Here is a 13714-nt window from a genome sequence, read left to right on the forward strand (position 1 = left end):
CCTCACTTTTTCTTGAATTTTTGATTGAATCGTAGAATTTTTTTACCAAAAGGCAACAACAACCATTCCCGAATCGTAAAAACTTTCAACGAGATGACCGCAAAGACAAATGTTAATCCGCCAATCACGACACCAATAAGGCTGATGAATAATGCACCTGAACGATGTGTGACTGGTCCGACAATTACTTGGATCACTCCATAATAAGTGAATAGCACAAAGATCATCCAAGCTAAACTCTGTAATAATTTTTTTCCAAAAGCCCGTTCTTTCCAAAAAGCATTTACTTCAGTTGTTTCTATATGAATAAAATACCAAAGAGTCACGACTAGACCAAGCAAGGTTGATAAACTTGCTCCAACCGTCCCAAACCATTGAGTAAATACTGCCGTTGTTAATAATTTGACTAATAGTCCCCAGCCCGCACCTTTCAACGATGGACGAAAAGAGTTTTTGCTTTGCGCAATGCTTTGATAAGCTTGAATCACAGCTGTTAAAACAATCGCAAACACAAACAACACTAAAGTAGCATTCCCAGCGTAATCTTTAAACAACGCATAGTTGATATAAGGAAGCAGCATTGCTAGACCAGCGGAAGCCGCCAAAGCTAATGCCGTCGTTAATCGCAAATACATCTTAGCAGTCTTCACGAATTGTCCATAGACGGAGCCTGCTAAATACCTAGTCAATGTCGGTAAAAAAGTAGCACTTAATGCCGTTGCAATGACCAGTCCTAATTGTACTAATGGCTGTCCACGATCGTAAACCCCTTTAGCTATTTTAGACGCATGTTCACTTAAGCCATAGATTTGTAACGCATTCTTTACAAAAAATGAATCAATTAATTGAAAGAAAATCAATAACCCACTGTAAATCGAAACTAAACCACCCTCAACCAAGAAACGACGTATCAACCATTTACTCGGTTGTGAGAAGATGGGAAAACTTCGGAAACTCATTGCTCCTCCATGAATTTTTTGTTCATAATAATAAAGAACAAGGTATGCACATAGCCCACCTGCCACAGCGCCACTCATTGCTGCTGTGCCAGTTTCATAAACATTCCAACTATACTGTTTAAATGCGAATGCGCTAAACACGATAATCGACACGCGAACGATTTGTTCCACCACTTGTGATATAGCAGTTGGTTCCATCAAAAAATGTCCTTGGAAATTCCCTCGATAAAAAGATAACCCTGGCATCAATAGAAATGTGAAAGAAACGACTTCAATCAAAGGTTTCAGTTGATAATCACCCATCATTTGTGCTAAAACACCACTAAATAACCAGACACCTAGCCATAAACAAACACCTGTCCAAAAGACCAAAGGGTATAATTCTTTTAACGCCTCTCGTTGTTTCAATGGCTCCTTTTTTTCTGCGACATATTTTGAAATGAATTGGGGTAACCCTGATAAAGCCAAGGTCATCGCGATTCCATAAATCGGATATACTTGTTGATAAACGTAAAATCCTTCATCACCAACCAAATTTTGAAGGGGAATTCGATAAAGCGCGCTTAAAACTTTAGCAATAAAAGAAGCTACGGTCAAAATCACCGCTCCTTGCATCACTTGACGCATTTCTTTGTGGTCCAAGGGAATCGCTCCTTCCTATACCGACAAATATTTTTGTTGTCGTAATGCTTTAACAAATTGTTGGATTTCTAATAACCAAACAGCTTCGTTCATTGTTTTTGGGATGGTTAAACGGATAACCATCTTTTCCTTTTCCACACCTAATCCTGCTTTCAACGTTGTTTCACTTAATGCTTCAAACAATTGTTCAACAGAATAACGCTTTGTGCCTACCTTACTTAACGTGAAGACCACTGTATCTTGTTGCTTACGCATCGTTTCTAGCAGTGCACGATCTCCGTCCATTTTTAATTGTCCGACTGTTAATAAATGGGCAACTTCTTCAGGATATTCACCGAAACGATCCAATAGATCATCTTCAAGCTCGTCCAACATTTCTTGTGATTCAAGTTCCCGGATTCGTTTATAGATTTCAATTTTTTGGCGTTGATCTGAAACGTAAGTATCTGGTAAATAAGCGTCCACACCAAGGTCGATTTCCACCGTTGTTTTTTCAACTTGATTATTTTTCCCTTGTTTACGAGCAACAGCTTCACTTAACATTTGTGAATACATATCGAAACCAACCGCATCAATAAAGCCATGTTGTTGTGCACCTAATAGGTTTCCAGCACCACGAATCGATAAATCACGCATGGCAATTTTAAAACCTGATCCTAGTTCTGTAAAATCTTTGATTGCTTGCAATCTTTTTTCACTCACTTCATTGAGAATCTTTTGTGGTTCATACATAAAGTAAGCATAAGCTACTCGATTGCTTCGCCCTACTCGACCTCGTAACTGATAAAGAGTTGATAATCCCATATAATCAGCATTTTCAACAAATAAAGTATTCGCATTGGGAATATCTACACCTGTTTCAATAATTGTGGTCGTTACTAACACATCGTATTGTCCTTCAATAAAATCAAATAATGTATTTTCTAATTGAACTTCTGTCATTTGACCATGAGCGTAGCCAATCCTCGCTTCTGGAACTAACTCTTGGATTTCTTCCACTTTTTGCTCAATCGTTTCCACTCGATTATAAAGATAAAAAACTTGCCCGCCTCGTCCCATTTCACGATGAATTGCTTCTCGTATTGCTCCAGGATTCTTCTCCATAACGTAAGTTTGAATGGGGTAACGATTTGCCGGTGGTGTTTCAATAACTGATAAGTCTCGTACGCCAAGCATCGACATATGCAGTGTTCTTGGTATTGGTGTCGCTGTCAACGTCAGTACATCTACTTGCGCCCGAAGCTGTTTCAATCGTTCTTTATGCTTCACGCCAAATCGTTGTTCTTCATCTATAATCAATAAGCCCAAGTCACTAAATTCAATATCTTTTGATAAAATACGATGCGTTCCGACAACAATATCTACTTGCCCTGTACGCAATTGTTCAATCGTTTCTTTCTGTTGCTTTTTCGTTCGAAAACGGCTCAACAAACCAATATTAATTGGAAAACCTTCAAAACGTTCCAGCATCGTCTCGTAATGTTGTTGTGCAAGAATGGTTGTTGGAACTAAAAATGCCACTTGTTTACTTTCTTTCACTGCTTTAAAAGCAGCACGCAAAGCGACTTCTGTCTTACCATACCCTACATCGCCTACAAGCAAACGATCCATCGGTTTTTCTTTTTCCATATCACGTTTGATTTCTGAAGAACTACGCAATTGATCATCCGTTTCAGAATAAGGAAACGCTTCTTCAAATTCTTTTTGGTAACCATCGTCTGGGCCAAAAGCATAGCCGATCTCAGATTCTCTAGCTGCGTATAGTTTGATTAGATCATCCGCGATATCTTCAATTTTAGAAGAAACCTTACGTTTGGTTTTCGTCCACTCACTACCACCTAGCTTATTAACTCGTGGAGCTTTTGATTCAGACGCAACATATTTTTGAATCAAATTTAATTGAGTGACAGGAATAAATAATTTGTCATCATTTTGGTATAGAATCGTCATGTAATCTTGATGGACGCCATCAACTTCGAGCGTCTCCATCCCAATATACTTTCCAATCCCATGATTTGCATGAACAACATAGTCACCAGCTTTTAATTCATTATAACTTTTTAATCGTTCTGCATTCGTAACTGTTTGTCGGCGAGCTCGTTTTTTCGTTGTCTTTTGGAAAATTTCTTTTTCAGTAATAACCACGATTTTTTCTTGTGGTAATTCAAAACCATTTTGTAATGCACCTTCAACTAACTGTACTTGACCAACGATTAACTCATCACTTGCCGTTTCAATGGCTAAAATGTCATCGTCGCGCAATAATTCTTCTACTTTGCGAATTCGTTCTTTGGTTGGAATGTAGATTATAACTGTCTGTTTTTGCTTACGCCAACGATCGATTTCCGTTTTCAATAAAGGCATTTGCCCAAAAAATTGCTGCATCGTTCGATATTGGAACGAATGAATGGCATGAAACTTCAAATTGCCCATCCCTTTTTGGAACAAAGCAAAAAAAGTTGTCGAAAAATGTTCTTTTTGGATCAATTTATGAACATCTATAACAAAAACTTGTTCAGAAAAAACACGCAGTTCACTAATTTTTTGTGTCTGCCATTCGGCGGCTTCTCGTTCAATTTCTCGATTTGTTTCCATCATTCTCGGATAATCATCCACCATCAACAAACTATCAGATTGAAAATAATCTAAAATCGTGGTTGATGTTGGATAAAGCAGATCTGTGTAAAGTTTTGCCTCCTCCGTCGGTACTCCCGCTTGCCAATTTGACAAAATTTGTCCGAAATAGTCTTGTAAAAATACTTGATCGACCTTTTCAACAGTTGTAGCTAATCTTTTTTCAAGTAATTTTTCTAACTCTTTCATCCCATGTTCCAAATCAGTTTCTGTATAGACTTGCTCTGATGTTGGCGAAATCCAAATTTCTTCTGTTGGCCCAATAGAGCGTTGCGTTTCTGCTTCAAAGTAACGCATCGAATCAATTTCAACATCAAACAATTCGACTCGTACAGGATGTTCCATCGTTAAAGGATAAATATCGACAATGCTTCCACGAATACTAAATTCACCCGGTTTTGCAACCATTTCTTGTCGCTCATATCCCATTAGGACTAATTGACGTGGTAGGTTTTCTGCATTAATCTCATCGCCAACTTTCCAGTTGAGTTGTGCTTCAATCCAAGACTTCTTACTTGGTAATTTCTTGTGTAACGCAGCTACTGGCAAAAGATAAATTCCTGTACGATTTTCTTGTAATGCATTTAACGTTGCTACTCGTTCTGCTCTTGCTTCTGGTGAAGAAAAAGCCATCTCTGCAGACAAAACTTCATCCACTGGAAACAAATGAATGCTATTTGGGTCAACGATGTGTTGTAAATCTTCCGCTAATTGATTTGCGTAATATAGATTTGGTAACAAAACAATTATATTTTTGTCCGTTTTTTCGAAAACGTGAGCAATCAGCAATGTTTTAGCAGAACCTGCTAGCCCAGTAATCAATTGCCGTGGCGTATTTGCTTCTAATTGAGCCACCCATTCTTTTACTTGAGGTTCTTGGCCCACTAATTGAACAATATCCATTATGTTTCTCCTTCTTAGTTAAACTGATTCATTGTATCAATAAATGAATGCCCATCGAGAACAAAATTGATTGCTTGAACCGATCGATGAATACTTTCTTCTATTAAAGGTTGTGTTTCTTTGCTAAATGGGCTAAGCACATGTGAAACCACCGTTTTCTTACCTTCTGGTCGACCAATCCCAACTTTTACACGATCAAAAACATTCGTATCCAAGTGTGAAATAATACTTTTCATTCCATTGTGGCCGCCAGCACTTCCTTTTTGACGCAAACGAATCTTTCCGATTGCTAAATCCAAATCGTCATATACAACAATCAATTCCTCTGGGTAAATACCAAAGTAAGTCATTAACGGTCCAATTGAACGACCCGATTCATTCATAAACGTTTGTGGTTTTACAAGTAAAATCTTTTCTCCTTTGTAAAAAAATTCTGCGACTTCCGCCTCAAAACTATTTTTTTTAAATGTTGCTTGATGCTCTTTTGCAAGACGATCAACAACCATAAATCCAATGTTGTGTTTTGTTTGTTCATACTTCGTTCCTGGATTACCTAATCCTACGATCATTTTCATTTGTTTATTCACCTAATTCTAAAGAACACAAAATGCTGGACAGCTAACGAGCAGTCCAGTTAAAAGGTTCATTCTTCTTTTTTATTTTAAAAACAGTATAACACATAAACAGCTGTTTCGACTAAAACAGAATGTTTAATAAATGATAAAAATATTAAAAAATTCTTCAAAACTTAATGAAATCATTGGTTTCAAGAAATAGTGAAATAACGCACATGTAAGCTTTTACATATGATACAACCTTGTTATCTGTTATATTTCCTGGCCAAATAGCGTGACAGCAAGCCTGATCCATGATAGCATAGTCAAGGGAAAAACAAATCAATGGAAGGATTGATACACATATGACTGCAACTGCAGAAATTAAAGATCACAAAAAAGTTATTCTTGTTGGAGACGGTGCCGTAGGTTCTAGTTATGCTTTCGCTCTAGTTACTCAAAATATCGCTCAAGAAGTTGGAATTGTAGATATTAACACAGCTAAAACTGAAGGAGACGCATTAGACTTAACTGATGCTCTTGCTTGGACACAGCCTAAAAAAATCTACTCAGCTACTTATGCAGATGCACATGACGCTGACCTTGTAGTTATTACTGCTGGTGCTCCACAAAAACCAGGTGAAACTCGTTTAGACTTAGTAAACAAAAACTTAAAAATCAACCGCGACGTTGTTACACAAATCGTTGAATCAGGTTTCAATGGTATTTTCTTAGTTGCTGCTAACCCAGTTGATATCTTAACTTACTCAACTTGGAAATTCTCTGGATTCCCTAAAGAACGCGTTATTGGTTCAGGTACATCTCTTGATTCAGCTCGTTTCCGTCAAAAGATTGCTGAATTAGTTGATGTTGATGCTCGTAACGTTCATGCTTACATCCTTGGCGAACATGGTGACTCAGAATTCCCAGTTTGGTCACACGCAAACGTTGCTGGACTACAAATTTACGAATGGGTTAAAAATAATCCAGAAGTAGATGAAGAAGCATTAGTAAATATCTTCTTCGGCGTACGTGACGCAGCTTATACAATCATCGAGAAAAAAGGCGCTACTTTCTATGGTATCGCAGTTGCATTAGCTCGTATCACTCGTGCTATCCTTGATGATGAAAATGCTGTATTACCTTTATCAGTTTACATGGAAGATCAATATGGATTGAATGACATCTATATCGGTGCACCTGCTGTTATCAATGCTCAAGGTGTTCAAAAAGTTATCGAAATTCCTTTATCTGATGCAGAACAAGATCGTATGAACGCTTCAGCTAAACAATTAAAAGAAATTTTAGACGAAGCATTCTCAAAATTAGAAGACTAATTACTTTCTTTTTTGTAAAAATTAACTATCTAGTCGGGACAAATGATTGTCTCGGCTTTTTTAGTATTTTGAAACAATTATCAAAAAAGATTTTGTTTAATTTTTTTTATAATGAATATTTAAATTTCGTCTTTTCAAATAAACTGTGCTATGATGAACTCGATATGCACCCTATTCTATTATTCAAGGAGTTATCGTTCTATGACAAGATCTTCTCAACATAAAAAAAAGATACACATTGGCATTCTTTCTGCACTTGGTGTTTTGTTAATATTAGTCAGCTTCTATACCTTCCGCAGTACATATTACACGAGTCATTTCTTACCTCATACTGAGATCAACGAAATTGATGTAAGTAATATGACTGTTGATCAGGCAAACAATAAATTAAAAGAGACTTATTCTAATACAACTCTATCTATTGAAGAAAATGGTAAGGTTTGGCAAGAAATCGCCAAATCAGAATTAGGTTATCGTGATGATTTCTCAAATGATTTAAGTAAACTCTTATCCAAACAAAACGGCTGGACTTGGGGTATGACTTATGTTTCCGCAGCTGAAAAACAAGAAATTGATCCTGTTAGTCAGGACCATTCAAAACTAGACACTACAATTGATGAACTGACAACAAAGCTAAATAATTTAAATAGCAATCGAAAACAGACCCAAGATGCAAGCATCAAAAAAACAGACGACGGATTTGCTATTACACCTGAAGTCAATGGTGATTCAATCGATGTAGATGCAACAGTAAAAGAAATCAAAGAAGTTGCTGCTACAAATGAAAAGAAAATTGATTTGAATGATTTTAAACCAAAAGCTAAAGTTACTGCTGACGACAAAGAGCTAAACCAACAATTGACATCTATGAATAACATTGCTAAAGTCAAAGCAACTTATAGTATCAATGGAAAAACATTCCAAATTCCTACAAATGATTTAGCTAATTGGCTAATTTATTCCGACGGAAAAATCGATTTAGATACTGACAAAGTGACACAATATGTAACTGAGTTAGGTCAAGAATATAATACAAGTACAAATGATACTGTGTTTAACAGTACAAAACGTGGCGAAGTAAATGTTCCAACAGGAACGTACAGTTGGACTATTCAAACAGAAGACGAAGTCGCAGCTCTAAAGAAACAAATTTTAGCTGGGCAAGATTTTACTCGCTCACCGATTGTCCAAGGTAGTACAACTGCTGATCATGCTTTAATTGAAGATACTTACATTGAAGTTGATTTACAAAATCAACACATGTGGTACTACAAAGACGGCAAAGTCGCACTTGAAACAGATATCGTTTCTGGTAAGCCAACAACACAAACCCCAGCTGGTGTCTTTTATGTTTGGAACAAAGAAACCAATTCCGTTCTAAAAGGAACCAACGATGATGGCACACCATATGCCAGTCCAGTAGATTACTGGATGCCAATTGACTGGACAGGCGTCGGAATTCATGACTCTGACTGGCAACCTGAATACGGTGGTGAATTATGGAAAACCCGTGGATCACACGGTTGTATCAATACGCCCCCAAGTGTCATGAAAGAGTTGTTTGGAATGGTCGAAGTAGGTACACCTGTTTTGGTATTCTAATAGTCAAAAGGAGTCAAACGAACATAATTGTTCGTTTGACTCCTTTTTTTACATCTCAGCAGAAGTAAAGACTTCTGAAACGTCATCATCATCTTCCAATTTGTCGACTAGTTTATCTAGTTGTTCGCGCTGCTCCTCTGTTAGTGCAATCATCGTTTGTGGAATCATTGTCAACTCAGCCTGTACAAAATGAAAGCCATCTTTTTCTAATTGATCACGAACAGCTACAAAATCTTCTGGCGCTGTATAAATCTCAAAAACTTCAGCTGAAGTCTGCAAATCTTCTGCTCCAGCCTCCAAGACATCTTCAAACATTGTCTCCTCATCTACTGCGAGACCTTCACGTTGAATCACTAGGTAACCCTTTCGATCAAATAAATAATTAACAGACCCAGTTTCTCCCAATGATCCTCCATTACGTGTAAAAGCTACACGCACGTTGGTTGCTGTCCGATTTCGATTATCTGTCAACGCATGTACCAAGATAGCCACACCACCTGGACCATATCCTTCATAAGTAATTTCATCATAGTTTGCTTCATCCGCCGCAGTTGTTGCTTTTTTGATGGCACGTTCCACATTGTCATTTGGCATATTAGCAGCCTTTGCTTTATCTACCACTAAACGTAGTGCAGGATTCATCGCAGGATCAGGTCCACCTGATTTTGCTGCCATATAGATTTCTCGTGAAAGCTTTTGAAAAATTTTACCCCGTTTTGCATCTTGGGCATTTTTTCTTCCTTGAATATTGTGCCATTTGCTGTGTCCTGACATTCCTATTCCTCCTTTGTGTTCACACTACTCATTTTAGACCCTCTGGTAGAAAATGCAATCACACAAATCTACAATTTCTTTTTCCAAGCTTTCATCAAGATACATAAAAAGACAGCCGTCAATGCGCCCATTGAATCAAGCATCACATCTTGAAACATCGGTGACCTTCCACCAGTCACCATTTGATGAAACTCATCTAACCCTGCGTATCCTGTAGCTGATAACCAAGCTAAAATCCCAGTCAACCACCAAATCTTTAGTTTAGGAAATACACCCAAGAACAAGCTACCGCCTAAAATAAAATACGTGCCAAAATGAGCAGCTTTTCGCATAAAGAACTCTACAAATTTGAAATAACCTAAATGCTCGATACTTACTTCACTTCCACCATAATCAAAGCGAATCGTTGTCAATGCATCTTTAAACGGCTGCGAAGATAACCAGCTCTCTAAACGGGAAACTTGTGACTGCTCTACATACGTTTGCGACGAACTATAAAACAATATAGCTGCAATCAGCAAAGCAACGACCAAGTAAAAGTTTCCACTTTTCATTTGTTTTTGAATTGAATTCATAAGTCACCTCTTTAACCTATCTTAGCTTTTTTTTACGGAAACAACAATCTAAAAAAAGACTTCTTTTACTAGATAATGCTATACTAAACGTTGAACAAAAAATTGAAGGGAGATTTTTTATGAACTATTCATTAAACTGGGATCTTGACTCTATTTTTTCTGGAGGAAGTAATTCTTTAGCATTAAACGAACGCCTGACTGAGCTTGAATCACAAATGAATGACTACTATGAATTAGTCGGTGATTGGGAATTTTCATCAGAGAATTTTGAGCAACTACAAACTATTTTACAACTACAAGCTATTTTACAACTACAAGCAAAAATTTCTGATGGATTTACTCAATGTGATAGTTACATCACAGCCTTGTTATCTGCAAATGTAAACGATTCACAAGCAAAAATTTTATCTGGAAAACTTTATGCACTTCTTCCTCAACTACAATCAGCAGAAACAGTTCTTTCGACAAAATTTGCAAAAATAAATGAAGAACATTGGCAAACCTTACTCGCAAATTCAGATTTTCAACCACTTGCATTTCGTTTAGATGAAATTCGTCGTGATGGCGCACAATTATTATCAGAATCTGAAGAAAATATTATCAATACTCTATCACTTGATGGACTAAATGCTTGGAGTAGCCATTACGATACCATCGTTGCCAGTATCACAATTCCTTTCACTCAAAATGGCGAAACAATCGAGCTTTCTGCTGGACAAGCATTCAATAAAATGATGAGCGATCCTGATTCCGAAATTAGAAAAACTTTATTCGTTGCTTGGGAAGCAGCATGGAAAGAAAAAGCACCACTATTTGCCGATACGCTAAATCATTTAGATGGTTTCCGCCTATCTACTTACAAACTTCACGGTATTACTGATTATCTGCAAAAGCCGCTAGAGTACAATCGTTTGAAAAAAGAAACTCTTGATGTTATGTGGTCAACAATTGAGAAAAACAAACAACCTTTAGTAGACTATTTGACAAGAAAAGCAAATCTTTTCGGTAAAGAAAAAATGGAATGGCAAGACCAAGATGCGCCAATTATTTTAGGTGATCTGGAAGAAAAAACTTTTACCTTTGATGAAGCTGCAGCATTTATCATCGAAAACTTCAAAAAATTCAGTCCTAAAATGGCTAACTTTGCTCAAGCAGCATTTGAAAAAAGTTGGATTGAAGCGGAAGATCGTCCTGGAAAACGCCCAGGTGGTTACTGTACCGAATTGCCTGAAACAAAAGAATCAAGAATCTTCATGACCTATAGTAACTCCGTAAACGAGGTTGCTACCTTAGCACATGAACTTGGTCATGCCTTCCACAGTAGTACGATGTGGGATCTTCCTTCGTTGAACCGCGAATATGCAATGAATGTCGCAGAAACTGCGAGCACTTTTGCAGAATTGATAGTAGCTGATGCCACTTTAAAAGCTGCAAAATCCAAAGAAGAACAAATCAACTTACTAGATACTAAGTTGCAAAATGCTTTAGCAATGTTCATGAACATTCATTCACGTTTTATTTTTGAAAATAATTTTTATGCAGCACGTCAAAAAGGATTAGTTGCCGCAGAAGAGATAACATCAATGATGGTTGATGCACAAAAAGAAGGCTATCAAAATTCATTAGCTAGTTATCATCCATATTTCTGGGCAGCAAAACTACATTTCTTTATTGATGATGTACCATTTTATAACTTTCCGTACACATTTGGTTATCTATTCAGTATGGGAATTTATGCTTATGCTAATCAAAAAAGCACAAACTTTGAACAAGAATATATTGATTTGCTAAGAGATACAGCATCCATGACGACTGAAGAATTAGCTGAAAAACACCTTGGTGTTGATTTAACAAAACCAGATTTCTGGCAAGCTGGAATTGACATGGTTTTAGATGATATTCAGCAATTTATGGAATTAACAGAAGAATTTGTATAATCATTTTTCTATCATAAAAAGCATGGGCGACTTTCAATCAAAGAGTCATCCATGCTTTTTCGTTAAGCAAAAACAAAAAAGCGTTAGGCCTTTGCCTAACGCTTTTACTTTTTCAATTAAAATTACATGCTAACTGCAAAGTCAGGTGCAAACCATTGAACTGAGCCAACTTTTACACTTTCACCTGGTTGAGGTGCGTGGATATATTGTCCGCCACCTAAAGCAATTGCTACGTGGTAAGTTCCACCAGCTGAACCCCAGAATAATAAGTCTCCTGCTTTAGCTTGAGAAACTGAAATTTTTGTTCCAGCTTGTTCTTGAGGAACAGTATAGCCGCCGATATCACGACCAGTTACTTGTAAGTATACATAGCGTGTGAATCCTGAGCAGTCAAATCCTGCTGGAGTTTTTCCACCCCAAACATACGGTGTACCAATATATTTATAAGCTTCTGCTACGATAGCTGAACCATTAACAGATGATGAACCACCAGTTGATGGAGGTGTAACAGGTGTAGATGGTGTAGTTGAACCACTGTTTCCAGTATTTGAACTGTTGTTACCAGTATTTGAACTGTTATCGCCAGTACTTGGTGTTGTTGGTTCTTGAACTACAGGAGCTTCTGAAGATGAATCTTCTGTTACAGGAGCTTCCGGTGTTGTTGATTCTTCAGGTGCTGAAGTTTCAGGTGTAGTTGACTCTTCAGGTACTGAAGTTTCAGGTACTGTTGATTCTTCAGGTGTTGAAGTTTCAGGTACTGTTGATTCTTCTGTTACTGAAGATTCTGGCGTTGTTGATTCTTCTACTACTGAAGACTCAGATGTTACTGCTTCTGAAGATTCAGATACTACAGTTGATTCAGTAGCTGTAGATTCAGAAACTGCTGTTTGAGCTTCTGCTTGTTCACGTGCTTCTTTTTCAGCTTTTTCTTGAGCAGCTTGTTGACGTGCTTGTTCTGCTAAACGTTCTTGTTCGCGAATACGAGCTTGTTCCGCTTCAGCTTCTGCTTTTTGACGGTTTAATTCAGCTTTCTTATCTTCAGCAGTTGCTTGTTCAGCAGCTAATGAAGTTTTCATTACGTTTAAGTCAGCTTGCGCAGATAGAAGATCACCTTTTTGAGCTTCTAAAGTTGCTTGATTTTCAGCAAGTTCTTGTTGTTTTTGTTTGTTTTCAGCTTGTTTGTCTTCAACAGCTTTTTTGTCTTCTTTTTGTTGTTCAATTAGTTCATTGTTTGCTTTAACGATTGTTGTCATCGCATGGATACGACCAACAGCATCTGCCAATGAATCTGCATCCATTACAGCATCAATGTAATTTGAACTTGTATTTTTTACTTGTGCTTCACGCGCCTGGTTTTGAATTGTATCTTGGCGTTTTTCAATACGTTCTTGTAAATCTGCAATTTCTTTTTCTAATTGTGCAGATTCATTACGCAAAGTTTCTTGTTTTGATAATAAATCTTGAGCTTGTGTGTTAATATCAGTAATTTGACTTTCCAAAGCATCAATTTGTGATTGTGCATCTAATTGTTGGTTTTGTAGGTCCGCAATTTTCTTATCTTGTTGTTGGATCTGTGAATCGAAATCATCTGCCGCGGCAGCGATCGGTGATGCTACGGCAGTTAAAGTCATTGAACAAACCATTACTGCTGATAATAAACTCTTTTTCACTCTTCATTCCTCCGACTGGCTTAATTTAATAAATATCTAAAAATATTTAAGTCTTTCTTAACGATATGAAAATTGTACCATAGCTGTATGTCAACGATATAATAGTTATGTTACAAAAATATTTCAA

The 13714-nt window shown here is 37.2% G+C and carries 9 protein-coding genes; 3 read left to right on the forward strand and 6 right to left on the reverse strand.

The genetic code is table 11. From position 1 onward, the window contains the following. Nucleotides 1-2: 2 nt before the first annotated feature. Genes AC4BD1_RS11530 through pth form a run of 3 tightly spaced genes read right to left on the reverse strand, consistent with a single transcriptional unit; the run spans nt 3 to nt 5713 of the window. The gene (locus tag AC4BD1_RS11530) at nt 3-1601 is read right to left on the reverse strand and encodes a putative polysaccharide biosynthesis protein (protein ID WP_490485628.1); all 1599 of its coding nucleotides are present in this window, start codon (nt 1599-1601) and stop codon (nt 3-5) included. Nucleotides 1602-1616: 15 nt separating this feature from the next. Continuing rightward, nucleotides 1617-5138 carry a transcription-repair coupling factor gene (gene mfd / locus AC4BD1_RS11535; RefSeq protein WP_490485629.1) on the reverse strand — a complete coding sequence of 1174 codons (3522 nt, stop codon included), beginning with the start codon at nt 5136-5138 and terminating at the stop codon, nt 1617-1619. 14 nt (nt 5139-5152) lie between these two features. Next, on the reverse strand, nt 5153-5713 hold the full coding sequence (gene pth / locus AC4BD1_RS11540) for an aminoacyl-tRNA hydrolase (protein ID WP_490466613.1): 561 nt from the start codon (nt 5711-5713) through the stop codon (nt 5153-5155). A gap of 344 nt (nt 5714-6057) precedes the next feature. Here pth and AC4BD1_RS11545 point away from each other — a divergent pair, with 344 nt between their 5' ends. Then, on the forward strand, nt 6058-7029 hold the full coding sequence (locus AC4BD1_RS11545) for an L-lactate dehydrogenase (RefSeq protein ID WP_206898990.1): 972 nt from the start codon (nt 6058-6060) through the stop codon (nt 7027-7029). 201 nt (nt 7030-7230) lie between these two features. Further along, nucleotides 7231-8631 carry a L,D-transpeptidase family protein gene (locus tag AC4BD1_RS11550; RefSeq protein WP_490485630.1) on the forward strand — a complete coding sequence of 467 codons (1401 nt, stop codon included), beginning with the start codon at nt 7231-7233 and terminating at the stop codon, nt 8629-8631. A gap of 48 nt (nt 8632-8679) precedes the next feature. On the opposite strand, the gene AC4BD1_RS11555 is transcribed toward AC4BD1_RS11550, so the two are convergent. Beyond that, nucleotides 8680-9405, reverse strand: a complete 726-nt coding sequence (locus tag AC4BD1_RS11555) for a YebC/PmpR family DNA-binding transcriptional regulator (RefSeq protein ID WP_206910828.1) — start codon at nt 9403-9405, stop codon at nt 8680-8682. 68 nt (nt 9406-9473) lie between these two features. Beyond that, nucleotides 9474-9980, reverse strand: a complete 507-nt coding sequence (locus AC4BD1_RS11560; protein WP_490466614.1) for a VanZ family protein — start codon at nt 9978-9980, stop codon at nt 9474-9476. 119 nt (nt 9981-10099) lie between these two features. On the opposite strand from AC4BD1_RS11560, the gene AC4BD1_RS11565 reads away from it, so the two are divergent. Further along, the gene (locus tag AC4BD1_RS11565) at nt 10100-11917 is read left to right on the forward strand and encodes a M3 family oligoendopeptidase (protein ID WP_490485631.1); all 1818 of its coding nucleotides are present in this window, start codon (nt 10100-10102) and stop codon (nt 11915-11917) included. A 122-nt stretch (nt 11918-12039) separates the two neighbouring features. On the opposite strand, the gene AC4BD1_RS11570 is transcribed toward AC4BD1_RS11565, so the two are convergent. Next, the gene (locus AC4BD1_RS11570) at nt 12040-13587 is read right to left on the reverse strand and encodes a C40 family peptidase (RefSeq protein WP_490485632.1); all 1548 of its coding nucleotides are present in this window, start codon (nt 13585-13587) and stop codon (nt 12040-12042) included. Nucleotides 13588-13714: the final 127 nt, after the last annotated feature.

The organism is Enterococcus sp. DJ147D b, from assembly GCF_058216655.1.